The following is a 25,255-nucleotide window of genomic DNA, read 5'->3' on the forward strand; positions in this document are numbered from 1 at the left end:
AAATGAAAATTAAACAAGCGGTTACCCTATTATCAAGCCTAATACTTTCAAGCGCTGTTTTGGCTGCAAGCCAAAGTAATGAGCGTTGGTTTGATATTGAAGTTATTTTAATTAGCCAACTTGCTGATAAAAGCGGCTTAAAAGAAGTTTTTGCTGACGACAAAAAATTACCACACTTCAGTAAGCCACTTGACTTACTAACCCCTTATTTGAGCCCTGACATAGCACACTTAAAACAAAAGCTGCCATTTTGTAATAGCGAAAACCAGCTATTTCAATACCATGAAAGTGCTAAGCTGCCATCAATAATCGCAGTTAAATCATTAGAAAGCATTACTGATGAACTCAATCAGCCAATTGTCACATCTGCAGAATTTAAAAATGCTAACAATACAAAATTAATCAACACCTTAGAACAAGAGCAAAGCAAAAACGATGACGATTTTTATAGCCGTGTAGTTACTGATAAAGCACAAACATACACACAAGAAGGCAACGTGATTCCTTCACAAGAACAGTTTAATAATATTGATGATATTCATCGACAAGAAAGTAATATAGACACAACGTTAACACCAGAGCAAGTCGCATTAGTCAATGCTGCCGAAGCTTACTTTTCACCTATACAGTTTACCTATTCAAGTAACGTTTCAACGAACAGCAAATTACTCTGTCAAATCACAAAAAGTGAATTTGAATCATTATCACCTGATAAAAGTCGCTATAGTTATTTAGGTTTTCCTATTAACAAAGTACCAAGTGAAATTAGCGATATTGAGAACCTCTATAACACTGCACCTTATTTACTTAATAAAGACTCATTAGCGTTACACGACATTGTTAAGCAATTAAGACGTAGCAGAGACTTTAGACCTATACTGCATATTGGTTGGAGACAACCTGTATCAAGCAGACGTCGCGCTATACCCGTAAAGTTATTTGCTGGCGACAACTTACAGCAACACTATCTTGATGAGCTTGCTTTATATCAAGCACAAAAAACACAATTACTTGCGCAAGAGCAATCACTTAACACCTTATTATCTGAAAATGCTAACGACAAAGAAGTGTTAACAGAGGAAAGTCAGTTTCAACAAAATAAAGAAAAACAGTTAGCGCGTATAATTGAAAAACTCGCAACAGTTACTGATGATACATCGACACTGATAGCTGATCTTGAAAAGCCGCCATTAGCACTTGAGCTAGATAGCTCGGCACCTGACACTTTTATGTTTGAGCCACCAAAGCCCCCTATCCAACCATGGTATCTTCAAGGGTTTATGCAAATTTATATTAATAATAATAATCGGCTTAACATACTTGCAGACTTTAACATGCTTAATTTAACATTAGCCGAGCAAGAAACAATGAAGTTACGCCCTAATACACCGTTAAATCTTCAAACCATTACATTTAAACAACGTCGACAAGTTATTAGTACCGAAACGCACTATTTTGATCACCCCTACATGGGAATGATAGTGCAAATTCGTCGACACAAACGTCCTGAACTACCCGAAAATTAAGGCTGAAAAACTATGGATAAAGAAATTGAAATACAAGCAGCGGTATTTCGCCGCTTATTAAGACATTTAGATAACCGTAAAGATGTTCAAAATATAGAGCTTATGAACCTAGCGGGCTTTTGCCGTAACTGCTTTTCAAAATGGACAGTAGCTGAGGCTGAAAAGCTAGGGGTAGATGTAAACATAGAGCAAGCACGTGAACAAGTTTATGGTATGCCTTACAGTGAATGGAAAGAGAAGCATCAACTTCCAGCCACACCAGAACAGCTCGAAAAATTTAATCAGCTCAACAATAAGTAACGTATGCGCAAAACAGATAAAAAAATTGATAGCCAGCTGATTAATTTGCTAACTGATGTATGTGACTCGGCAGCAGAAGGTGTTGAAGGCTTTCAATGGTTAACGCATCGAGTGAACTATTCAAACTTCCCTGAAAGCCTACAAATTATTTGTGTATTTGATACCGATGAAAGTGTTACCCGCTATAAGCTAATGGAAAACAAAGTACTGTTACCTTTAATTCAAGCAAAACTAAACACTATGGGAATTAAGTTTAAAAATATAGCGCCTCATGTCTCTTACGATAGTGAAGAGCGCTGCAATAAAGAGCATGGAGGCAACTGGGCCAAACGTTTAGACCAACATTAATAAGAGTTTATACCAGTTTTATTAAATAAGTGATCTATTTTATACGCAGTAAAAATAGTCAAATACAAGGCATTTATTTTCATAACTAGTTGTTCTAATTATAAAATAAATAACGCAGTAGTTGATTGTTTTAGCCAGTAGAAATGATCACATAGTTAGTGAGGTTGGTATTACCTATCAATTGGGCTTAAAGTTCCTGATGAATGTTGACCAACGACATGTGTATATATTTGTGTAGTCTTTAAATCGTTATGTCCTAACAACTCTTGTACCGTTCTAATATCAGCTCCATTTAACAATAACTGAGTTGCAAACGAATGCCGAAACGTATGTGCTGTAACATGTTTTCTGATACCCGTCTTTAAAACAGCAACTCTTAGCGCTTTGGTTAATGAAGTCCAATGTAAGTGATGACGACAATAGTAACCATCTGTTGGGTGTTGACATCTCACGGTTGAGGGAAATAAATACTGCCATTTAAACTGCGTAATAGCTTTAGGGTATTTTCGTGCTAATCCAGAAGGTAAACTAGTTTTTCCCTCACCTTCAGCTAAGTCTTTATGATGCAAGTCTTCGACTTTTTTTATTTGAGATTGAAGTGATTCTATAAGTGTTTTTGGTAGTAAGGTCATTCGGTCTTTAGCCCCTTTACCTCTAAAAACGTAAATTGAATTACCATCAAAATCAATATCTTTTATTCGTAACCTCAATAACTCTGCTTTTCTTAATCCACAGCCGTATAACAAGCTAAACATAAGATGATAAGGATGTTTTAGTTCATTGATAATTGTAGTTGCTTCCTGATTTGATAATACCATAGGCACTCTGGTCGGTGCTTTTGCTCTGACCATATTAGATAATAGAGTAAGCTCGCGCTCAAACACATGCTTGTACATAAAAACGATTGAGCAAAGTGCTAAATTTTGAGTTGAAGCAGTAACTTGTCTATCAACAGCTAAGTAGGTTAAATAGTTACTAACCTCTTGTTCTCCCATATCTTTTGGGTGACGCTTTTGGTTAAAAAGAATAAATCGTTTAATCCAAAGTAAATATGTTTTTTCAGTTTGAATACTGTAATGCTTCGTACGAAGGATATGGCGGATACTTTCAAGGAAAGGTGATGTAGACATAATTAAAACCTATAGCTGTATTTATATACAGTTATAGGTTTCAATTATATAAAGATCAAATAAATTTCTTAATTTGATATTACTGAGAAGTCTCAGTAAATGACCAAATGATAAGAGTACTATAAAATAATCAACTTAAATTATTGAATAATATACTTTTATTTTTTTCTTGTTGGCTGGATATTACTGAGGCTTCTCAGTAATATTCGAACATAATCAATTATAGTTAAATTAATATTTATAATTTGTTGAAATTGTGGAATATTAAGAGATAATAAATAAAAAATATGGAACGGACATTACTGAGAAGTCTCCATAATAAGCTGTTATATTTTTACAAGGAGTTCAAATGAAAAATTTAAGTTTACTGTTATTAATGGTTGTTTTTATTGTGGGGTGTAGTTCTAAAAGTAAGGAGTTGCTTAATGAGCCTCCTGTCACAGTAAAAATATCTGAGCTTCAAAAATATTGGACTCCAACGCAAGATAGCCTTACATTTAGCAATAATTTCACTCCACCTAAAGAATCTGGTTTTGTTAAGGTTAAATATTTAATTGATTCTAATGGAGAAATATTCAATCCAATTATTACAGAGTCTAAAGGTGGCTGGGATAAGTTTGCTTTAAGAGCATTAAAAGAAATTCACTATATAAATACAGAATATAATATTAAAAAAACTCCTGTTTATGTGATTAAAGAGTTTACATTCGTTGCACCAAAAATATAACAAGTCATTAAAACAGGACAAAAAACAGTTGGTTTTTGCTCGTGCCTCGCTTATTTTAACCAACTATTTTATTGCCTCTTAATGAGGCGTTATAAACCACAGGGAGAGTTCAGTTGAATATTAATGCTACGCTGCTCGGCGAGTTCATGGCTTTATTCGCCTTAATCATGGGCGCAGTCTGTTATTACCTTGGCCGTCGTAAAACGCAAACTCCTGTTTTAGCCGGTTTATTGGGCGTTGTTTTATCGTTAATTCCGCCTTTTGCTTTGGTTTACTTCGTCGTGCTACTGCTTAAGAAAGATGTAGGTTCTACATCAGAGGCTGTAAGTGGGTAAGGTGGTTTATAACAAGCAAAGGCAGCTGACGCGTACCGCGCAGCTGCTTTGAGCGTTATGTGCTAAAGCAGAATGGAGCTCGTATTGAGTTTTAGTGTTAAATCAAAACTATTAATTAGTGGTGGCGTTATTGCATCGGCTGCAGCTATATGGCATTTACTTTGTATTTGGGGCGGGCCAAGCTGGTTTGCTTTTGCACGAGCGCCTAAGCAAATCATAGACTCAGCTCAACAAGGTACTTTGCTTGCACCTGTCGGTACCATAATTGTTGCAGGTTTAATGCTGGCGTGTACGGTGTTTGCTTTTTCAGCCGTTGGTTTAATACGCAAGGTTCCATTGGTTAAACCTGCTTTAATTACCATCGCGTTACTTTGTACTTTGCGAGGATTAATTGGTATTCCAGCATTTGCTACAGCAACCGGTGTCGATATTTGGCAAATAGTTGCTAGCACTGTTTGGTTGTACGTTGGCGTTTGTTTTATTGTTGGCAGTATTGAGCATAGTACTGCTTTAAAATCAGGCACATAACAATCAAATATTATCGCCAGCAAAAAGCGCTGGCTGCGACGTCAACCCGCTGCGCGGCTTTCCGCGCTAAATTTGGGCGTTAGTTTCACAAGGAAAGTTTGTGCGAATATTTAAAATTCTTGTACCTGTTTTTATATTGCTTCTTTTTGCGTCTTTTATCTTCTTTAAAAAGGATGCGATAGCATGCGAAATGATCGGGCAGACGCATTTTTCTCAGATTTCAACAAATCTCTATGTTGATGACAGCCTTGACGAAGCACAACAATCGAACTTGATAGAAGCAATAAATGATGCAATCGAAAGAGTTTCAAATGTGTATGGTAACCCTATATCTTCACCAAGAATTATTGCTACAACTGGGGACCAGTACTCCAGTTTTGGCTTTAATCCAACGGGCATGCAAGCATCAGGGTTCTTTAGAGAATGCATATTTCTAGGCCCTAAGGGGCTCAACACAGACGTGATAGCGCATGAATTTGTTCATGCAGAGGTAAGGTACAGAACTGACCTTCTTGTAGAGCTTACGCAATTACCAGCCTGGTTTATTGAAGGAACAGGTATTAAAGTTGACTATCGCAGACCTTTTTTACTTGAAAATATAGAGATAACAGAGGAAGAACTAGCAAAAGTTAAATCTATTTTTTTTCTAAGCGACTTTCCAAATACAAGTGTGAAATACTACCAAGCATCAAGAATAGCTGTTGAACCAATGCATACTAAAAGTTTGTACTCAGGATTGGAAAGGTTAAACAATGGAGAGAAGTTTGAAGTGGTGTTTGGGCTGTGAAACTAACAAGGCGCTACTACGGAAAATTTATTCGCTAAGGCTCCTATATTTCCGCAGAGCGTGGCGTTATATGCCTAAAATAGGCATTAGTATAATATCTAACATGGTGCACCTTTTGCATTAATATCAAATATCTATTAATACATGAGGAATTAATATGAATATTTTAAATGTAGGGCAAAACTATTCCATTACGACAGCAGCTAGCGGCAATAAAATGCCGACTGAATCTATTGCTGTAGAAAAAAACATAAACCAAAATAATTCACAACCTACAAAGATTGATATGAGAAACATATCAATTGATGAAATTAATACATTAATTAAATCAGGGGAAAGTGCTTTACTTGATGTAGTGCCATTTATACCATTAAATGTACTTGAACAATATAATAATGATCCCGAAAAAATAGGTAAAATCAAAGTAGACTTAATTGGGCAAGTTGAAAAATCTATAGATTTTAAAAAAAGCATTGGTGAGAATACTGACTTTTTATCAGGTGTTTTAAGTAAATTTAAAGATCTTGACGGTAAACAGTTAAATGGGAAGGTTGATATCTTAGCATAATACGGCATATAACAAGACCTTCAAACGGACAAAAAATAGTTTGCTGTTTTCACTTCGTTCAACATTTTAGCAAACAATTTTTTGCCGCTTAAGGTGGCGTTAGCAATACAACAAACGGGGTTTCGCCAAATGAAGGGTCTACAAAAACTAGCTGGTATCGCAGCAATTTTCCAAGGGCTTATTTACATAGCAGTCTTTGTGTATTTTGGTGCTTTTTGGTCATATCCGGTTGATGGTAGTCCAGTCGAAAAAATGACTTACATGGCAGAAAATCAACTTCTATTTTCAATGATCTATTTTCTAATGTACGTGGTGTTTGGCATTTTTCTGGCCATACTCGTTATTGGTATGTATGAGAGGCTTAAACATAAAATTAATCCCTTAATTACTATTGGATCTCTATTCGGGGGCATTTGGGTCGGTCTGGTGATCGCAAGTGGAATGATTTCGAATATCGGGCTTGATCATGCAATCGATCTGATGGATGCAAATCCAGAAAAAGCCCTTGATATGTGGATAATCGTTTCAGTGATAACAGAAAGTATAGGTGGTGGAAATGAATTAGTTGGCGGACTTTGGGTTCTATTGATTAGCGTAGCAGCTATACAAGAGGGCAGATTACCCCGGTCACTTAACTATCTCGGATATTTTGTAGGCATAGTGGGCATTGCAACGATTTATCCTGACAAACTATTTACTGAAGTATTTGGCGTATCACAAATTGTTTGGTTTATTTGGTTGGGTATATGTTTACTAACCGAGGAAAATGCTAACAAATCAATCCAGCAGACCGCTAACGCGTCGGCTGATTGAGGCGTTAACTGTCTAATCGGCAAAGGAGTTACATGTACATTCCAAACCATATCAAAATGGATGATTTATCTTCCACTCATAATTTCATAGATGAATTCGGTTTTGGTCTTATCGTTTCTAGCTCACTTACAGGAACACACATTCCATTTGTTTTGCACAAAAATGAAGGTGAGAAAGGAACTCTTTATACTCATTGTGCAAAGGCTAATCCCCATTGGAAAGAATTAGATAAAACAGAGGTTTTAATAGTTTTTACTGGCCCACACAGTTATATATCTCCAAGCTGGTACGCTAAATCACCAGGAGTACCAACATGGAACTATTCTGCTGTACATGTTTACGGTATTGTATCCCTGTTAAATGACAATGAAACTTTAGATGCAGTAGAAGAAGTTGTGCATAAATATGAGCCTGAACTATTAGTTAAACGAGACATAATAACGAATGAATTTAGAGATAAATTATTATCAGGTATTGTGGGCTTTAAAATTGAATTATCAAGAATCGAAGGTAAATTAAAACTTGGTCAGCAAAGAACAAAAGAAGATCAAATTGGGGTTTTTAATGCTCTTTCAAATTCTGATGATTTAGATAATATTGCTTTAGCAAATCACATGAAAAAATTGAATTTAGGTATCGGCAGTTAACAAGCAAATCAACAGGACAAAAAACAGTTGGCCGCGCTCGTGCCTCGCATATTTTAGCCAACAATTTTTCGCCCATTATTTGGGCGTTATGTGACTATATATGAAACCAAACTATCAATCCTACACGGAAGATGAATTGCTAGATGCGTTAAACCATATTGATAAAAATGCTTGGCCAGAACGATATGCTGAAATAAAAAAGCATCTACAAAAATACGCAGATAAAGCAAAAGAAAATGGAGTTAGCAACGCAAGTAATAGTGAAGCGTCTGAGAGTTCTTGGTGGCGTAAAGTTGATTTCAATAAGCCTCAAGAAAAGGTTATTACGCTCGGGCTCACCCTTTGGACTTTATATATCTTATTTGCAGGGGAAATTTCGGCTAAAAATAGCGACATAAGTTTTGAAGAGTCACCTAAAACATATGTACTCTTTGTTGTTTTTTTTATGGCTATTTTAGGTTGGCGTATATATGGGCATTTAACGTCACATAACAAACGCCTTAACTCCGACAATGATTAGTTGTCATGGTTTTGGCAAAAAACGCAAAAATCCATGCCAACACATTGCGTGTTAGGCGGGCGTTATGTTACTAGGGAAGTCTGTGCGTAAATTTTTAAATTTAAGTAAAAATAGGCAGGTTGAATTAGATAAAAAATTTCCTGATTTATTTAAAATTTATTGTGTAGAAGATTCACCTCATTATAAAAAAGTCGCAATAACTGTTTTTGATCATTGGTTAACTCGTGAAGAGTTTGAAAATGATTTTCCTGATAAAACCGAGCGGTTACGACGAGATAAATCATTGCATGATTTTGCAAAGGTTATGTCTAAAAATACAGAAGTATTGAATTTTAAATTTAAAGGTAAATGGAAGCGTTGTTACCCATCCTTTAGAAAGTTTAGCTCTCAAGCAGCTATGGATATTTATTTACATCCTGCTGGTGATAATGATTCTTCAGATAAATTTTGCAGGTTAGTTTTACCAGAGTTTTCAGCCGTGTATTTTGAAAGCTGGGATTATACGAATATATTTTACATTCAAGATGATAAAGTTATACCGCAAATTAAAAAGTGGGCTAATGAGTCAGGTGTTTATTGCTTGGAGTATTAGTAACATAACAAGCAATTAAAGCGGGACTTTTTACAGTTTGCTCAGTTCCGCTTCGCTACACAATTTTAGCAAACTAATAAAAAGCCCCTTAATGTGGGCGTTGAGGCTGTAGAATTTCTCCAAAAAGACGTATTTACGTCTTTTTTTATATTTCCTCAATTGTTTGTTTTTTAAGCTTGAAGCAAGTTCCTCGCTGTGATCTAATAGATATTATTCACCGATAGCAAAATATCATGGCCAATTATAAACCTGATTTATCCTGTCAAAGTAAGTTCATCCCCATCGATTTCTCACAACAAATAGTCCCCGGAACGTTTGAATATGCGCTTGCGCATATTATTGATAATCACCTTGATTTATCGGGCTTCGAACAGTGGTATCAGAACGACAATGGCGGCGCAGCTGCCTATTCACCGTCTGTGATGTTAAAAATAATTCTCTTTGGTTATTCTCGTGGTTTTATCACTAGTCGCCGCATTGCTAATGCGTGTGAAACTAACATTACTTTTATGAGTTTATCGGGTGATGTGCAACCGCATTACACCTCAATAGCTTCGTTCGTTGCTCGAATGAAAGACCAAATAGAACCTCTCTTTACGCAAGTTTTAATGATATGTGACAAAGAAGGTTTGATAGGTCGCAACATGTTTGCCATTGATGGCTGTAAGTTAAAATCAAACGCGAGCAAAGAGTGGAGTGGAACCTTCGATGAACTAGAGCGAAAAAAAGCTAAACTAGCACGAGCAAGTAAACGTATTATCGAACGTCATCAATCTCAAGATGGCTTAAAAGAATAACAAGGACAGTCGCTTATATTTGTTCAGCTGTTTCTTATACACAAATCCAACTTTTAGAAATTACTTGAAACGAAGGAAATGTAAGTATTGTTAACAGGAGCAGTATTTACATTTATGTTATTAATCTGTTATGTTTTTAACTGTTATTTGTTCTTAGTAAAAGTAGCAAATAATATTATATAAACATTAAGGCTTTACATTTAAAAAAAGGGACTATCATTTTTTATTATTAATGGATAAAAAATTTAAGGGAAGAAAATGACAAAACGTTTAGTATTAAGCTTGTTAATATTTACAACAATATCATATCAGGAACATGCTATAGGCGCGGGTGATGAATTAATTCAACAGCCAAATATAGCTTTTGCTTGTAGAGACTGTACTCTTGCTGATGCAGAAGCTATCGCTAGAGAAAAAGCTCCAATTAACGACTGTGATATATATCGAAATGGCCCTGTTGCTTCATTTTGTGAAGCTGTAACACAAGAGATATTGATTCCAGTCACTAACACTAAATATGTGTATAAATTTATAACATCAACTACAATAGACTCCCTAAACCGTCCTGTAGTCAACTTGTTTAGCTTCCCTTTAACGTCTGATCAAACAAATTTAATGAATATGTTTTTTGATTTTTATGAGGGATTACAGGCCGCAATCCAAAATGCTAGTATACATGACTTAGAAATGTCGCCTAGTCCAAGCTATGCCATGCATGTCAACGGTTCTGGGGCTAGTGATGGTGACGAATGCGAAAGTCATCCTACAAAATTTTTTCGAGGTATAAATGAAAAAAGAGCTATAAGATCAGAGTTGGCAGCTAGAGTAACTACAGCAATGAGTGGTAGTACAGCAGTTGAATTTACGCAGGAGTCCTTGCTCGGTGGCGGAGGAATCAATTTTGGGACAACCGGTGCTGGTATATCTGTAAGTGTCCAATATTTTGAAGTTGACCAAATTGTAACACGCGGCACAGACTTCAATAATCGCTTAGCATTTGATGTCAATATATCGGGAGATGCTACCCGTAACAATCTTGCAGTGTTCAACCTTAGCTTAAACACAGAGTTTACTAAAATAGACGGTTTTAAATATTATGAAATTTTTGGTTCTGAAGTTGATTTAGAAGGTGTGGGAATCAGCAACTGCTTACGAGAATACTTTGAGGAAGAGAGTGAAGCAATACCAGAAGACCAAATGCCAGAAAGTGGTGGTTCAGGAACATACAATGACCCGTTCACTGGTGCAGATGCTTTTTCGAATACAAACCCACAAGATCTTTGTAAGTACAATAGAAGAGTAAAAACCTGTTCTACAACCAAAGAAGGTACTACATGTACATACACACAAGTCAGTTGGCTCAACAGTTGTGGGCAATTTGGCAATAATTAAAGCGCAATTCGCATAGAGCACTCTAAAGCTCTACAATGAAGATGTATTTCCTAAAGTAAAAGTCCTATTTCGGCTGTATCTTGATAACAAGTCAGGCTTAAAAGACTTAGCTAAATTGTAATCTTCAAGGATGGCTTGTAATTTAAGCCATCCTTGCCATAACACCTTATCTGATGCATGTCCTGTGCGTTTAGTATATTTCCAACCTCCCAGTATTGCTAGTTACTGATAAGCCCATTTAGCAAAATACAGTAATTAATAATGATATTAATCGTCTGCTTTGGAGCTTAGGCAAAATCTTTTTTTGAAATACTCGCCCCTCTCTTGAACGCTCTGAACTGTCGTTAGCAACTCAAAAGCTAACGTCAGCTTATGGCTATAAGTGATCATTTATGAAGGAGTTTAAGAGGTTATAAAGTTCCTTATTTTTGAAGATACACACCTAAAGTAAAACAAATACCCACGTATAACCAAGTACTGCTCGCTATAATTTGCCATGTATCAATGCCGCTTGGCGTAATAAATCGCGGTATAGCAATTATGCCTCGTAATATACATAACAGCGCAATAGTAATTAATGCTGGTTTTATTAGCGGTAATTTTCGTATAGTTCCCACAGCCGAAAATGCGTAAAGCGCACAACAACACATTAAGCTTGCAACAACAGTTGTCGCTATTGGCGCTAGCACAGTACCTTGATGCGCTGAGTTTATAATAACTAAAGGAGCTCGAGCGAAGACAAACCAACTTGGCCCGCCTAATATACAAAGCAAATGCCAAATAGCAGAAGCTATAGCGATTAGGCCAGAGCTCACTAATAGTTTACTACGTTTCATTGTGAACCCAGCAAATTATTTTATCATTAAAAAAACGCTAATTGTTTTTCAACAATTAGCGTTATTACATTTTAATTAAAAGAAACGTTTAATTTAAGTGTTTAATTAAAAATTAACCGTTACATCATTTGAGCATGCGCCACTTTCATCACATACTTTATAAATGAATTGTGAACCTGATACTCTACGTTCACGGTCACGGTAAATACCCACATTGGCAACAGTATCTATTTTTTCACCATTACGGTAAATATCAACTGTTTGTGAGCCTGTTCCAGACCAAGTAATATCAACACGAAGCTTACCTAAGCGCGATTTATATGCTCGTTTAAGGGCAGCTTCAATACTAACATCTGAAACATTAACGTTTGCAGAAGTCGTACTAGTATGACCTTCAGAATCAGTTACTGTTAACGACACGCTATAAGCGCCAGTTGCAGCATAGCTATGGAATGGGTTTTGCTCTGTTGAACTAGCACCGTCACCAAAGTCCCATGCCCAACTTACAATATCATCATTTACATCTGAGCTATTATCAGTAAAAGCAACTGACAAATAATTAGCATCGTAAGTAAAATCAGCAATTGGTGCAGCTGGTCCTACTTCCCCAAGTGCCGAAAAGGTAATAGACCAGTTATTTAACGTACCTGAATCGCTTGCATAAGAGTCTTCAACACTTAATGTCCAGTCACCTAAAGTAGACTCGCCATTGAAAGCATCAGATGCGAAACTTTTAGCGATATTATCAGTACTGCCGCCATCATGGTTATGCAATATAGCCGTAGTGCCAGATGGAGAAGTTAACTTAACAACCAAATCACCAATATAAGTATGCGTAATATCTAAGAAGGTACTTGAACCAAATACCGTTAGATCATCAGCAATATTAATTATTGAAGTGATACCATTGTCGTCATTATCAGGAATATCTACTGGAGTCGTATTATTATAGGTAAAATCGTTTAGCCCCTGAGGGTTAACATATAATGAAACCGTTTTACTTTTAACTAATTCACCACTAGTTCCTGTTACAGTAAACTCGTAATCACCCCAAGTAGTATTAGCGGTAGTAGGTACTGTTAATGTAAAGCTATTTCCAGGAGACACAGTAGCAGTAGATAAAAACGCGCTACCTAATGAATCAGTTACTGTTAAAGCAACATTATCACTCCAGTTAGCAATAGAGCTAACATCGAAGCTATACGTTGCCGTATCACCTGCGGTTAACATTACCGAGCTTGGTGTAACAGAGAAACCAAAACCTGGTGTTGGATCTGCGTCTACTAACGCATTATGTACGTTTAAGCGCTTACCTGATACTGTTTTACCGATTAAGTCAGCGTTATCATCACCACTGGTCATTAACAATTCTTTTAGCTCGAAAACATTTAATTCAGGGTTTACCGATAAAGCAAGTGCTGCCGCTCCTGCAACATGAGGAGTTGCCATAGAGGTACCTGAAAAGCTCTCGTATCCACCCCCTGGTACAGTTGATAAAATAGAAGAGCCTGGCGCTCCCATATCAACACTGTTTAAACCCCAATGAGAGAAATACGAAATAGAATCAGTATGAGTTGTACTTGCAACAGAAAGCACGCTTTCATGATCATAGTTTGAAGGGTAATGTGGCTGTACATCGTTATCTATCGTTGCATTACCTGCAGCAGCTACAAAAAGAATATCTGCAGCTTCAGAAGCATTAATCGCATCAATCATTGACTGACTTGAGCCACCGCCACCCCAGCTATTATTTAAAACGCGAACATTAACTCCGTTATTCTTTAACGAAACCATATAGTCCATACACTTCAGTGCGTTTGAAGTAGCACCTGAACCTTCAGCATCTAAAAATTTACAACCAACAATTGAAACGTCGTGGTTAACACCAACAACACCTTCTGCATTGTTACCTGTACCACCAATAGTACCCGCTACATGAGTACCATGACCATTATCATCCATTGGGTCACCAACATTAGTGATAGCATTAATACCATGCATATCATCAATGTAGCCATTACCGTCATTATCAATGCCATCACCAGGGATTTCACCTGTGTTAACCCAAGCATTATCAATTAAATCTGGGTGGGTATGATCTACACCCGAGTCAATTACACCAACAACAACATTGCTGCTACCTGTTGAGATCTCCCACGCTTCTGGCGCATCAATATCAGCATCAGCTGTACCGCCAGTTTGACCCGTATTGTGCATACCCCAAAGCTCATCAAAACGAGCGTCATTCGGCATCACATTTGCCTTCACAATATAATCTGGCTCTGCATATAATACCGCGGGATGGTTATTTAATTTCTTTAGTGCTTCTTTAGCTGAAATACCAGAAAGCTTATAGTTAGCCATTCTTCCTTGCGATATATTGCGGTATGCATCATCGATTTCATCAGAATTTAAATCTGTAATTTTTGCAAGTACAAGGCTGCGAGCAGAGCGTCTTTGTAATGCAGAAGTACCTTCTTTGTAAACGACAATAATAGAATCACTTTCATAGCTGACTTTCTCGTCTGCTACTGCTATTTCGGTTGATGCCATCGCTAAAGCGGGCAGCATCGCAAGGGTTAATGCTGATAATTTAGATTTCATTATTTAAATCCATTTCCGTTGTTATTATTATGCTCAATTTTATTTGAGCCTCGGTATAGATTCTCCAATGCTAATCGTTGGGTTTACTACTAAAACACTACACATCATATATGGAACTAAGCAACCCTATTACTTTAACCATATAAGGAAACAAAATACTAAAAAATATTAGCCTACAGCAGCAGAATACAACTTTACTCTTAGAGAAGATTAAGTAACCACAAATAAAACTAATACTTTTTCATGGCTTTTACGCTTATTGATAAAAACAACTGATCTAGTACTTTATTACTAGATCGTAATTAAGCAATGCTAAAAGCCTTTAGCATAAACGCCAAGTTATTGTTTTTAAGTACAAAAACAAAAACAATACTTTAGGGTGATACTTCTACATCAAAAATACCTTTAAGGTTTGTTGGCAACTATGTGTTTAAAGGTAGCGTTTTGTGAGAATAAAAAAACTAAATAATAACAAGATTAATAAAAGCGTATTCAAGCGCTTACAGATCGTTGCAATAGCAAATTTAGTACTTTGTTCACACATGAGTTATTCAAATGACTTACTTTCAGGCACAGAATTAAAAGACTCTCCGTTATCGTTAAGTCTTACTACTACAGCAACAATGACCATTAATGGTGAAAGCCAACAATTGGTTGTCAATCAGTATGGAATACACAACAAAGCAACAGTAAACCAAATGGCTAATATGGGTAATAGCATCGCTATTAGCCAATATGGTAGTGACAACTTGGCAAACCTAACCCAATCTGGTTACGGCAATACAATAAACTTGCAGCAGCAAGGAAATAATAACTTTGCCGAGGTTATCCAAGATGGCAATGCCAACATAGCTAATGTACTACAGGAAGGTGAACAAACATTTGTTGTTCATCAAATTGGAAATGACATGGTAGTTAATATTACGCAATATTAATAACCGACTTTGGAGAAAACTGTGAAAATTAATAAATCACTAATAGCATGTGCTGTAGTTTTAGCACTTGGAACTCAACAGTCTGCTTTAGCGGCTGATGATGTAAAAGATTCATCTACAATGCAAATAAGCAAAGATATTATGATCGATGCTGTGGGCAATGTAATAATATTAGATCAAACCTCTGAAACTGGCGCTGTATATGGCAACGATGTTCTTTTAGGTCAAGAAGGCGATTCTAACGGAATAGGCGCATCTATCAATGGTGATGCAAACAGCACAGAAGTTATTCAAATAGGCTCAAATAACTTAGCTATCAGCGTAAGTGTTGGCGACAGTAATACCCAAGCTATCATCCAAGAAGGTGATAACAATGAAGCAGAAACTAGTATTACTGGTGAAGAAAATACAGTAGAAGTAACACAATTAGGTGCTGATTATTTAGGCATTGGAAATGCTACTATTAATACGGTTTCGGGCAACAATAACGAAGTATTAATGGAGCAAGGTGACGGTGGTCATTGGTCGAATAACAGCAACATGCAAGGCTCTGACAATAGTTTAACTACTAAACAGTCTGGTCAGTGGAATGAGGCATACTTCGATAATATTATTGGCGACGGTAATGAAATTGAAGTTGATCAAGACGGTTACTGGAATCAAATTAGCGTAGTAACAATTGAAGGCTCAGACAACGAGATTGACTTTGAGCAAGAAGGCGACCGTAACAAAATTAATATCGCAGAAGTATCTGGTGATGACAATGAAATAAAAGTTGATCAAGAAGGCACCTATAACGAAGTTATTTCGAATATTTTTGTAGGTGACGGTAATGAAGTATCACTCACCCAAAATGGTGACTACAACACATCTACTTTTGACGTTATCGGAGATGATAATGACTTCACCGTAATGCAAAGCGGCGCTGACAACATATCATATGTTGGTGCACTAGGTGGTGAGAATGAGTTCACTGTTATTCAAACGGGTGACGCTAACGAATCTCATTTAGTTAACTTTAATGGTTTTGAAAATGACATTGATGTAACTCAAGCTGGTAATGAAAACGTAACGGTTGTTCAAGCTTCAGCTGATGATAACACCCTAATCACAGACGGAAACGACATTGAAATCACCCAAGCGGGTGATATGAATGACGCTGTTATTAATATGAGTACGATTTTAGACAGTAACTTTAACACTGTTGATATTGCCCAAAATGGCGATTTAAACGCGTTAGACTTATTAATTGAAGGTAGTGACCATATTATTAATATTGCTCAAACAGGTAATGAAAACATGATCACCGGTGCAGATGGTGATGCTATGTTAATTGGTGGAGCAAGTATTGAACTAAGCATTAGCCAAATCGGTAATGGTAACTTGGTTGAAGGTTCATTAATTAGTTTTGGTGGAAGCGTTTCAATCTCTCAAGTAGGTGATTGGAATAGTGCGACCATTATTCAACAGTAAACGAGTCAATTACTAAAGTGAGCACAAAGGGGGCGTTAGCCCCCTTTCAATAACTAATGATATATAAAATAACTTTCCTGATACTTTTTATTTCCGCTTTCACTGCAAAGTCAACAGAACTCGAAATAGGTGGTTTGCTACTCGATAATACAATCAGTAGACAAGGAAAAGAGTTTTCTTATAAGTTCAGTCAACTGTGGCAAGACTTACCCAATTCAAATGGCATTAATGTACAAATAAAAGAGCAAGTTATCCCTCGTTCTGGCACCAAATTAACAGTAAAAATGAACAATACGCCAATATATGTAACGTATATGGGAAGAAGACAAGAACCAATAGCAAGCCGAGTTGAGCAAGCAATGTTTATTTTAATAGAAATGATGGCCCAATCTCAGTTTAGTGAGCATAACCCAGATTTAGCCAATGACGGATGGTAGTAATGAATATAAGTAAAAGTGTATTTTTAACGTTAATTTTAGCAACTTCATGGGCAAATGCGTCTGAGTTAGTTTATAAGCCAATCAACCCTAGTTTTGGCGGCAATCCAATGAATGGCAGTTTTTTATTGGGTAAAGCACAAGCTCAAAACAAACATAAAGCACCACTGAATAGAAAAAGCTATGCTGAAAAATTTCAAGAGTCTTTAGAGCGTGCATATATCAACAAAATGGTAAGAGAAATCACAGACCTTGCCTTTGGTGACACCTGCGATGTAGCCACTGATGCAGAATGTGAGCCCAGCATATTTAATGAAGACTCCATATTTACCAGCGGTGATTATCTAATAGAAATAATTACGAGTAATACTGACAGTATAACCGTTCAAATTACTAACAGCCTTACTGGCGAAATAACAATAATTGAAGTACCGAGGTTTGGGTAATAAAATGAAGAATTTAATCGTAGTATCTTTGTTTCTAGCATTGTCTGGGTGTAGCACTCTAAGTCATTTAATTCCCCCTGATCAAGAACTCGCCATGAAAACAGTTCCATCAGAAGCCTTTAATGAGCTAAAAGAGCTACCTAAACCTAAAGGTCGAATTCCCGTCTCTGTTTACTCTTTTAGAGATCAAACAGGTCAATATAAGCCCCAAGCAAATGTTAGCTCATTTTCAACAGCGGTTACCCAGGGGGCAACCTCAATTTTAATGCAAGCATTGAGTGATTCAGACTGGTTTTTACCTGTTGAGCGCGAGGGTTTACAAAATATATTAACCGAGCGAAAAATAATTAGAGCTTCGCTACAAAATGACAAAAAAGAAGGCGGAGACGTACAAGACCTTCCTCCATTAACGACCTCACAGTTATTAATAGAAGGCGGAATAATCAGCTACGACTCGAATATTAAAACAGGCGGTTTTGGTGCAGAATACTTTGGCATTGGTGCTTCTGAATTATACCGAGAAGATTTAATTTCAGTATATATGAGAGCAATTGATGTGAGAACAGGACAGGTGTTAGTGTCTGTTTCAACATCTAAAAAAATATTAAGTAAAGAGATCAGAGCTGGTTTTTTCCGTTACGTTAGTTTTAAACGACTAGCTGAAGCTGAAGGTGGTTATACTACCAATGAACCAATGCATTTATGTGTTACCCAAACTATTGAAAAAGCAATTACAGAGCTTATTTTAAAAGGAATTGATAGAAAAGTATGGCGAGCTGCTGAGCCAGAAGTCGCACAAGTCACGAAAACGATACCTACAACAGCACCTATTAAAAAGCCCCTTCCAAAACTGCCAAACAGCATATATTTTGATTACGATAAAACCGACATAACAAAACCAGCAGATAAGGCGTTAACCTCTCATGCCAAATACTTAATTAAGCACCCTGAAAAGAAGCTGAAATTAGAAGGCCATGCAGACGAAAGAGGTAATAAGCAATACAATGTTGAATTAGGAAAAAAACGAGCGATTGCTGCAGCTAAAACACTATTAACTAAGGGAGTAGACGCTCAACAAATGATGATTACTAGCTTAGGAGAAGCACAACCCGCTAAAGAAGGTTCTTCAGAGGTTGCTTATGCCAGTAATAGACGAGTTGAGTTAAAACCTGTGAATTAAGTTAAACAACCGCTATAACAAAGAGAGTAACCCCGTTACAGCTGCTCAGCCTTTTATAAGATGAATCAGCCTGCTAAAAGCACATACAGTAAAGCCCAAACGTTCTATTAATACTAGAAACTAAATTTTCTATTGCATAACTATACAATAAAACTTGGCAACATACATACCGGTCGGTATGATAACAGTATTATTAAGACGATACGAGGTTGTCCAAATGAGAGATGCTGAGCAAACTCGCCAAAAAATACTTACAATAAGTGCTGATGAAATTCGTAAGCACGGTTTTACAGCAACCAGCCTTTCGGTTATTTTAAAACGCTGCGAAATTTCTAAAGGTGCTTTATATCACCATTTTGCCAACAAAATGGAGTTAGGCTATGCCGTCTTCGAAGAGATTTATACACCTAGTTTTCTCGAGATGTGGCAGCCAGCCGTGTCAGGCGACGACCCAATAGAAAGTTTACTGGCTTTTTTTCAATCAATGCTAACCGATTTAAGTTGTGAAGACGTTGTCTGCGGCTGTCCGCTAAATAACCTCTGTCAAGAGATGTCTGGCATCGATGAGGGCTTTCGCTTACGTATTTTAAATATGCAACAGCAACTAAATAGCTTAATTGCAACTAGCCTTGTTAGAGTTTCTGATAAGTTACGAGACGATATTAATTTTCAACAAGTAGCTTATTTTATTATATCTTGCTTTTACGGTGCATCAAATCTTAGTAAGAGCTCTAAAAACAAAGACTTATTTTCACAAGTAATTAATGAGCTTTGTAGATACATTGCTGATTTAAGAAAATAAGCATCTAATTTTGTAAAAAGTTATATAAAAGATCAAATAACTATTTACATACCGCTTGGTCGGTATGTAAAATACGCGTCATACTATGTTCAATTATCTTTTCTATTGTTAAGGATTAGAAATGAAAAATTTCTTTATCGCGCTAATTATTTCAATGCTCTCCCTTCAACTTGCCCATGCAAGTGATGTTATCTCTCCATACAAAGTAGTTGAATCAACAGGAGAAAAGTTATTTAGCCGAATTAGCACACATCAGAATGAATTAAAGAAGTTTCCTGACTTAATGCGAGATATTGTTGACGAAGAGTTAATGCCAGTTGTTGATTATCGATATGCAGCTTATAAAATATTAGGCGTGAACCTTAGAAAAATTAGCACTGAACAACGCAATAAATTTGTAGAGTCTATGCGCTCATATCTGATCAGAACCTATGCAACAGCCTTAAACCAATATAAAGGCCAGCAGGTTAATTACGAACCTGAAAAAAGTACAGGATCAAAGAAAATAGTACCAGTAAATGCAAAAATTACTGAACCCAATACGCCAGAAATAAGCATCGTTTTTTTAATGCGTCATGACACTAAAGCACAGCAATGGAAAGCATTCGACCTTATTGTTGAAGGTATTTCATTACTTTCAAGTAAACAAGCGGAGCTAAATGGTCGTATTTCAAAGTATGGTATAGACCAAGTGACACTAGAGCTTGCTTCTATCGTAAAATAAATTCTCTAAATTTTATTAATGCTCGCTGCATAGCCACCTAAGAACTTCTTAGGTGGTTTTTTTATTTATGCACTACAAGGTTTAAACGTGAGTGCAAAATTTGTACTCGAAAGATCAACACGCCCTAAGCCGAGCTTAATAAAATACTTGTTTCACTATTTAACACACCATCTATAGTTCTTACATCGCGAAGTACATGGTCAAACTCAAGTAAATTCGATGCTCTAATCTCTGCAACAAGATCCCAAGCGCCATTCGTGGTATGAACCTTTTCAAGTTGTGCAATACCGCGCAATTTACTGATCACTTGTGCTGTAGACTTTCCTACTACCTCAATCATCATGATAGCTTTGATAACATCAGTTTCTAATTCGTCATGCGCTCTCACGGTAAAGCCCAAAATAGCACCAGAATCAATAAGCCTGTCTAATCTATTTTGAACTGTCCCACGAGACACATGGAGTAATTTGGCTAATTTTGAAATAGAGGCACGAGCATCTGTGCGTAATATCGCAAGTAGGGCTTTATCAACAGAGTCGTATAGGTATACACGTTTTTTTACATTAGTTTCAAGTGGCATTATTAACCCTAAATTAACATATCGCTATTTTGATTGTACAATATGATAATAATTTATCAATAATTTATAAACTATTGCCATTTTGCTTAACTTCTTGGCCAGATATTATATTCGGTAGCTAAATATTCGCTCTGGTAAATCAGTTGGTATAACAATTTATTTCAACTTGCATTTCAATTAGAGCTGACATTTTCACCTAAAATATAAAGATTAATGGTAAAAACGATGAATACTACAAACAAAAATTCACCAAACATTTCATATATCAGTGTTAGCCAGATGCAGCGCATTTTACAAAAAATTGGTACCGAGCACTTTATTGCCGGTATAGTTGAATACCTTGAACAAGACTTCGCAAAATGGGAGTCTTTTGATAAGTCACCCCGCTTTGCCGCGCACTCTCCTGATGGTGTCATTGAGTTAATGCCAATTGGCGATCATGAAAAATTTAGCTTCAAATATGTTAATGGTCATCCTAAAAACACTGCTTCAGGCCTACAAACAGTAATAGCCTTTGGTGTGCTTTCTGATGTTGACACGGGTTATCCATTACTATTATCTGAAATGACGATTCTTACAGCACTTAGAACCGCCGCTACATCGGTGATGATGGCAAAGTATTTAGCACGCAAAGATTCAAAAACACTCGCTTTAATTGGCTGCGGCGCACAATCGGAATTTCAAGCTATTGCATTTATCAATATGCTTGGTATAAAAACAATACGCTTATACGACACTGACCCTGAAGCAATCAAAAAGTGCTATAACAACTTAAAAAACAGAGACGTACATATTGTGCTTTGTACTTCTGCAGAAGAAGTTGTACAAGATGCTGACATTATAACAACTTGCACTGCCGACAAGAAAAACGCAACAATCTTAACCTCAGATATGGTTACTGCAGGCGTTCATGTTAATGCCATTGGTGGTGACTGCCCAGGTAAAACTGAGCTAGAAGCTAAATTATTAGAGCGTGCTGATGTGTTCATTGAATATGAGCCACAAACTAGAATAGAAGGCGATATTCAACAACTCCCTGAAGATTCACCTGTAACGGAAATGTTTAAAGTGATCAGAGGTGATCGTGATGGTAGAACGAGTGATGAACAAATTACAATTTTTGATGGCGTAGGCTTTGCGATTGAAGACTACTCTGCGCTAAGGTACGTTTATGACCTTGTGAGTAACAATGAAAGCTGCCAACAACTTGAGTTACTTGCTAGCCCTAGCAACCCGCGCAACCTTTACGGCTTAGCAATGACGAGTGCTGAATAACTCATCTCATTAATTTACACATATGGAAAACATTATGGCGTTATATCCACAGGCACCAAATGCGGTAGTGATGATTCGTCCACACCACTTTTGCCCTAATGAAGAAACACTCAAAGATAATAGCTTTCAATCAACAGCCCCTTTTGATAAAGCACAAGTTAAAAAGTTAGCTTATGAACAGATAACTGCAGCGGAAAACACATTAAAAGCTGAAGGTATTTCGGTTCACATATTTGAGGATACCGGCACAGAAACACCCGATTCAGTTTTCCCAAACAACTGGTTTTCAACGCACACAGGTGGACATATCGCCATTTATCCTATGTATGCCAATAATCGCAGAAAAGAGCGACGCTCAGATATTATTGAGTTACTCAAAAAACAGTATCGTGTACAAGATGTTATCGACTATTCAGGCTTAGAATATGACAACATTTTTCTTGAAGGTACAGGCGCGATGGTGTTAGATCACATTGAGCGAGTCGCTTATGCAGTGCGCTCTAAAAGAACAGATACACATGTACTTGAACGATTTTGCTCTCATTTTAATTTTGAGCCTATGGTGTTTGACGCACAAGATAGCGCAGGCATACCTGTTTATCATACTAATGTTTTAATGTGCATAGGTAGCGATTACGTTATGGCTGGTTTTGATATGATCACCAACGTCGAACGTCGTAATGAGATTATTCATCGTTTTGAAAGTTCAGGTAAAAAGGTTATCTATTTAACTGAACAACAAATTAGTGCTTTTTGTGGTAATGCGCTTGAATTGAAAGGCACTAATGAACGCATTTTAGCGCTTTCTAGTACCGCGTATAACGCATTAACACAAGCGCAAAAAGCAGTGCTAGAACAATGTGTAAAACTTGTTCCATTAGAGGTTTCAGCCATTGAACTTGCAGGCGGCTCGGTAAGGTGTATGTTAGCAGGTATCCATTTATCTAAACGTTAAACGTCTCCATTTGACAGTGTATAGCTCAGTATATGTGTAATAGTGAAATTTTTACTTTGTATTAAAAACAATAAAAGGAAAGTAAATGATTAATGAAATAGTAGGTTCCATCAATAATATTCTCTGGGGAAACGGTCAGATACTCATTTACTTGCTTCTTTTTGCTGGCTTTTGGTTCTCATACAAGCTTCGTTTGATACAAGTCTTTCAATTTAAACATATGTTTTCTGTAATGAAAGGCAGCACACAATCTGATAAGTCAGGCATCAGCTCTTTTCAAGCGTTATGTACAGGGCTTTCTGCCCGTGTAGGTACTGGTAACTTGGCAGGTGTTGCCATGGCTATTTCATTGGGAGGGAGTGGCGCAGTATTTTGGATGTGGGTAATTGCCCTACTCGGCATGGCTACCGGTTTTGCCGAAAGTGTATTAGGCCAACTTTATAAAGTACGCGATGATAATAAAGAGTTTAGAGGCGGCCCTGCCTACTATATACGTGCTGGGCTAAACAAGCCTTGGCTAGCAATACTTTTTGCGCTTTGTCTTTTTCTTGGTTATGGGCTTACATTTAGCGCGATGCAAGCAAACACTATTGCTGACGCTTTAAATAATACCTTTGCCATACCCAAAGGTTACATTGGCGCAATTGTCGTTGTGCTAGCAGGTAGCGTTGTTATTGGTGGTATGCGAAGTATTGCTCGCTTTGCTGAATTAATTGTGCCATTTATGGGCCTAGCATTTGTTGCAACCGCTATTATTATTACAATAATGAACCTTAATTTATTGCCTGCTATGTTTATGGATATATTTTCATCAGCCTTTGGCTTAAATGAAGCCGGTGCAGGTGCTTTAGGCGCAGCCATAAAAAATGGTATTCAGCGAGGGTTATATTCAAATGAAGCGGGGGCTGGTAGTGTGCCTCATGCAGCAGCAGGCGCATCGCCTGTACCTAACCACCCTGTAGCGCAAGGCTACGTACAAATGTTAGGTGTGTTTTTAGACACTATGGTGCTTTGTAGCTGTACAGCCGTTGTTATTTTATTATCTGATATAAATATTAGTGGTGAAATGGAAGGGATCAGAATGACACAAGATGCCATGGCTAACCATTTTGGTACAGGTGGTAACTACTTTGTTGCTGCTGCAATTACCTTGTTTGCATTTACTTCAGTAGTAGCTAACTATGCTTACGCCGAAAGTAACTTACACTTATTCAAGCTCGACAATAAAGTGGGACGATTAGCCTACACTAGCATTTATTTGTTGATGGTGTTTTGGGGCGCTAGTGCCACCCTAAAAGAAGTTTGGGGGCTAGCAGATATGGCGTTAGGCTTAATGACTTTAGTTAATATTTACGCCATTGTATTATTAACACCAACCATAGTTAATTTAACTAAAGACTATCGCACACAATTAAGCAATAAAAGTAACATTACCTTTTCACTAAAAAATGTAGAAATTCAGGGTAAAACCGAAGCTGGCGTATGGTCAAAAGAATAAACGAGTTGCTAGTGCGTGTTGAACCTTGATATACAAATTTTGTATGAATTAAACATGATTTAATTGAGTCGCTGCGAATGAAGTATAGTTTTCTATATGAATGAGCGACCACAACAACTAAGTCATGTTTAAACGTACCTAAGCCTAAAAACGCTACATAAAATATCAATACATACTTCTTATTTAACCTTAAGCGGGGTTATTTAACCTGAGTTCTGGATAACGGACGTACGTTCAACACAGATAAAGCTATATTTTTCAATTACTTATTATAGAACAATCGTATTGCTTATGTAGTTATATATCAATGTTATAAGTTTTGAGTGAATCAAGGCAAGTTTGCATACCTAATAGCGAGCTATTAGTATCAAATTTAAAGCAGATACGCACAAAAATCGTGACATTGACGTGCTTAGCTTATCCAAAACTCAGGTTATTTACTAAAATTTGCAACTTAGCCAAGACTATTTGCCTGAAAAAATAGATAATCCCTTTATTAA

27 protein-coding genes and 3 pseudogenes are annotated in these 25,255 nt (G+C 36.9%); 25 read left to right on the forward strand and 5 right to left on the reverse strand.

Annotated features, from left to right (window positions below; genetic code table 11):
- The first annotated feature begins 2 nt into the window (after positions 1-2).
- The 3 genes from QUD79_RS11080 to QUD79_RS11090 are packed head-to-tail and all read left to right on the forward strand — an operon-like array spanning position 3 to position 2,174.
- On the forward strand, positions 3-1,526 hold the full coding sequence (locus QUD79_RS11080) for a CsiV family protein (protein WP_184424811.1): 1,524 nt from the start codon (positions 3-5) through the stop codon (positions 1,524-1,526).
- Between the two features lie 12 nt (positions 1,527-1,538).
- Positions 1,539-1,826: a DUF1244 domain-containing protein gene (locus tag QUD79_RS11085; RefSeq protein WP_184424810.1), complete on the forward strand. Its 288-nt coding sequence runs from the start codon at positions 1,539-1,541 to the stop codon at positions 1,824-1,826.
- A 3-nt stretch (positions 1,827-1,829) separates the two neighbouring features.
- Positions 1,830-2,174, forward strand: a complete 345-nt coding sequence (locus tag QUD79_RS11090; protein ID WP_184424808.1) for a Fis family transcriptional regulator — start codon at positions 1,830-1,832, stop codon at positions 2,172-2,174.
- Positions 2,175-2,344: 170 nt separating this feature from the next.
- On the opposite strand, the gene QUD79_RS11095 is transcribed toward QUD79_RS11090, so the two are convergent.
- Positions 2,345-3,304 carry an integron integrase gene (locus tag QUD79_RS11095; protein ID WP_184426948.1) on the reverse strand — a complete coding sequence of 320 codons (960 nt, stop codon included), beginning with the start codon at positions 3,302-3,304 and terminating at the stop codon, positions 2,345-2,347.
- 349 nt (positions 3,305-3,653) lie between these two features.
- On the opposite strand from QUD79_RS11095, the gene QUD79_RS11100 reads away from it, so the two are divergent.
- The 11 genes and pseudogenes from QUD79_RS11100 (at position 3,654) to QUD79_RS11150 (ending at position 11,010) form a co-directional block, all read left to right on the forward strand.
- Positions 3,654-4,031, forward strand: a complete 378-nt coding sequence (locus QUD79_RS11100; RefSeq protein ID WP_184426886.1) for an energy transducer TonB — start codon at positions 3,654-3,656, stop codon at positions 4,029-4,031.
- Positions 4,032-4,177: 146 nt separating this feature from the next.
- A complete protein-coding gene (locus tag QUD79_RS11105) occupies positions 4,178-4,366 on the forward strand; it encodes a hypothetical protein (RefSeq protein ID WP_246455055.1) in 189 nt (62 codons plus the stop codon).
- A gap of 84 nt (positions 4,367-4,450) precedes the next feature.
- Positions 4,451-4,894, forward strand: a complete 444-nt coding sequence (locus QUD79_RS11110; protein ID WP_221435300.1) for a hypothetical protein — start codon at positions 4,451-4,453, stop codon at positions 4,892-4,894.
- Between the two features lie 100 nt (positions 4,895-4,994).
- Positions 4,995-5,681: a hypothetical protein gene (locus tag QUD79_RS11115; protein WP_036983925.1), complete on the forward strand. Its 687-nt coding sequence runs from the start codon at positions 4,995-4,997 to the stop codon at positions 5,679-5,681.
- A 157-nt stretch (positions 5,682-5,838) separates the two neighbouring features.
- Complete coding sequence (locus QUD79_RS11120) at positions 5,839-6,249, forward strand: hypothetical protein (RefSeq protein ID WP_007991288.1); 411 nt, start codon at positions 5,839-5,841, stop codon at positions 6,247-6,249.
- A 129-nt stretch (positions 6,250-6,378) separates the two neighbouring features.
- The gene (locus QUD79_RS11125) at positions 6,379-7,062 is read left to right on the forward strand and encodes a DUF4386 family protein (RefSeq protein WP_184426893.1); all 684 of its coding nucleotides are present in this window, start codon (positions 6,379-6,381) and stop codon (positions 7,060-7,062) included.
- Between the two features lie 32 nt (positions 7,063-7,094).
- Entirely contained in the window at positions 7,095-7,709 is a 615-nt protein-coding gene (locus QUD79_RS11130; RefSeq protein WP_184426895.1) for an FMN-binding negative transcriptional regulator, read from the forward strand.
- Between the two features lie 100 nt (positions 7,710-7,809).
- Positions 7,810-8,229 carry a hypothetical protein gene (locus QUD79_RS11135; RefSeq protein ID WP_184426897.1) on the forward strand — a complete coding sequence of 140 codons (420 nt, stop codon included), beginning with the start codon at positions 7,810-7,812 and terminating at the stop codon, positions 8,227-8,229.
- Positions 8,230-8,311: 82 nt separating this feature from the next.
- Positions 8,312-8,821 carry a hypothetical protein gene (locus QUD79_RS11140; RefSeq protein ID WP_184426899.1) on the forward strand — a complete coding sequence of 170 codons (510 nt, stop codon included), beginning with the start codon at positions 8,312-8,314 and terminating at the stop codon, positions 8,819-8,821.
- 233 nt (positions 8,822-9,054) lie between these two features.
- Positions 9,055-9,615: pseudogene (locus QUD79_RS11145) on the forward strand (transposase); the annotation flags it as partial.
- 261 nt (positions 9,616-9,876) lie between these two features.
- Complete coding sequence (locus QUD79_RS11150; protein ID WP_184426570.1) at positions 9,877-11,010, forward strand: hypothetical protein; 1,134 nt, start codon at positions 9,877-9,879, stop codon at positions 11,008-11,010.
- A gap of 30 nt (positions 11,011-11,040) precedes the next feature.
- On the opposite strand, the pseudogene QUD79_RS11155 reads toward QUD79_RS11150, so the two are convergent.
- From QUD79_RS11155 to QUD79_RS11165, 3 genes and pseudogenes are all read right to left on the reverse strand, one after another.
- Positions 11,041-11,250 (reverse strand): annotated as a pseudogene (locus QUD79_RS11155) (hypothetical protein); the annotation flags it as partial.
- Positions 11,251-11,432: 182 nt separating this feature from the next.
- Positions 11,433-11,846 (reverse strand): hypothetical protein, encoded by a 414-nt coding sequence (locus QUD79_RS11160; RefSeq protein WP_184426568.1) that lies wholly within the window; start codon positions 11,844-11,846, stop codon positions 11,433-11,435.
- 105 nt (positions 11,847-11,951) lie between these two features.
- Positions 11,952-14,450 carry a S8 family serine peptidase gene (locus QUD79_RS11165; protein ID WP_184426566.1) on the reverse strand — a complete coding sequence of 833 codons (2,499 nt, stop codon included), beginning with the start codon at positions 14,448-14,450 and terminating at the stop codon, positions 11,952-11,954.
- A 446-nt stretch (positions 14,451-14,896) separates the two neighbouring features.
- Between QUD79_RS11165 and QUD79_RS11170 the strand changes: the two genes are divergently transcribed.
- From QUD79_RS11170 to QUD79_RS11205, 8 genes and pseudogenes are all read left to right on the forward strand, one after another.
- A complete protein-coding gene (locus QUD79_RS11170) occupies positions 14,897-15,385 on the forward strand; it encodes a curlin subunit CsgB (RefSeq protein WP_184426564.1) in 489 nt (162 codons plus the stop codon).
- 21 nt (positions 15,386-15,406) lie between these two features.
- Positions 15,407-16,858 carry an autotransporter outer membrane beta-barrel domain-containing protein gene (locus tag QUD79_RS11175; RefSeq protein ID WP_184426562.1) on the forward strand — a complete coding sequence of 484 codons (1,452 nt, stop codon included), beginning with the start codon at positions 15,407-15,409 and terminating at the stop codon, positions 16,856-16,858.
- 56 nt (positions 16,859-16,914) lie between these two features.
- Entirely contained in the window at positions 16,915-17,295 is a 381-nt protein-coding gene (locus tag QUD79_RS11180; protein ID WP_184426560.1) for a CsgE family curli-type amyloid fiber assembly protein, read from the forward strand.
- A gap of 2 nt (positions 17,296-17,297) precedes the next feature.
- Positions 17,298-17,741, forward strand: a complete 444-nt coding sequence (locus QUD79_RS11185; RefSeq protein WP_246455027.1) for a curli assembly protein CsgF — start codon at positions 17,298-17,300, stop codon at positions 17,739-17,741.
- 4 nt (positions 17,742-17,745) lie between these two features.
- Positions 17,746-18,522, forward strand: a pseudogene (locus QUD79_RS11190) (CsgG/HfaB family protein); the annotation flags it as partial.
- An 81-nt stretch (positions 18,523-18,603) separates the two neighbouring features.
- On the forward strand, positions 18,604-18,921 hold the full coding sequence (locus QUD79_RS11195) for an OmpA family protein (RefSeq protein WP_286290794.1): 318 nt from the start codon (positions 18,604-18,606) through the stop codon (positions 18,919-18,921).
- Positions 18,922-19,138: 217 nt separating this feature from the next.
- Positions 19,139-19,723 carry a TetR/AcrR family transcriptional regulator gene (locus QUD79_RS11200; protein WP_184426554.1) on the forward strand — a complete coding sequence of 195 codons (585 nt, stop codon included), beginning with the start codon at positions 19,139-19,141 and terminating at the stop codon, positions 19,721-19,723.
- Positions 19,724-19,844: 121 nt separating this feature from the next.
- The gene (locus QUD79_RS11205; protein WP_184426552.1) at positions 19,845-20,447 is read left to right on the forward strand and encodes an MlaC/ttg2D family ABC transporter substrate-binding protein; all 603 of its coding nucleotides are present in this window, start codon (positions 19,845-19,847) and stop codon (positions 20,445-20,447) included.
- 124 nt (positions 20,448-20,571) lie between these two features.
- Here QUD79_RS11205 and QUD79_RS11210 read toward each other — a convergent pair whose 3' ends face one another.
- Positions 20,572-21,027 (reverse strand): Lrp/AsnC family transcriptional regulator, encoded by a 456-nt coding sequence (locus tag QUD79_RS11210; RefSeq protein WP_184426550.1) that lies wholly within the window; start codon positions 21,025-21,027, stop codon positions 20,572-20,574.
- A 225-nt stretch (positions 21,028-21,252) separates the two neighbouring features.
- On the opposite strand from QUD79_RS11210, the gene ocd reads away from it, so the two are divergent.
- The 3 genes from ocd to QUD79_RS11225 all read left to right on the forward strand — a co-directional run bounded on the left by ocd (position 21,253) and on the right by QUD79_RS11225 (position 24,755).
- Positions 21,253-22,302, forward strand: a complete 1,050-nt coding sequence (gene ocd / locus QUD79_RS11215) for an ornithine cyclodeaminase (protein WP_184426548.1) — start codon at positions 21,253-21,255, stop codon at positions 22,300-22,302.
- A 34-nt stretch (positions 22,303-22,336) separates the two neighbouring features.
- Positions 22,337-23,257, forward strand: coding sequence for a citrulline utilization hydrolase CtlX (ctlX, locus tag QUD79_RS11220; protein ID WP_221435277.1), 921 nt, complete (start codon positions 22,337-22,339; stop codon positions 23,255-23,257).
- Between the two features lie 85 nt (positions 23,258-23,342).
- A complete protein-coding gene (locus tag QUD79_RS11225; protein ID WP_184426544.1) occupies positions 23,343-24,755 on the forward strand; it encodes an alanine/glycine:cation symporter family protein in 1,413 nt (470 codons plus the stop codon).
- Positions 24,756-25,255 lie beyond the last annotated feature (500 nt).

Source organism: Thalassotalea piscium, from assembly GCF_030295935.1.
Taxonomy (GTDB): Bacteria; Pseudomonadota; Gammaproteobacteria; order Enterobacterales; family Alteromonadaceae; genus Thalassotalea_B; species Thalassotalea_B piscium.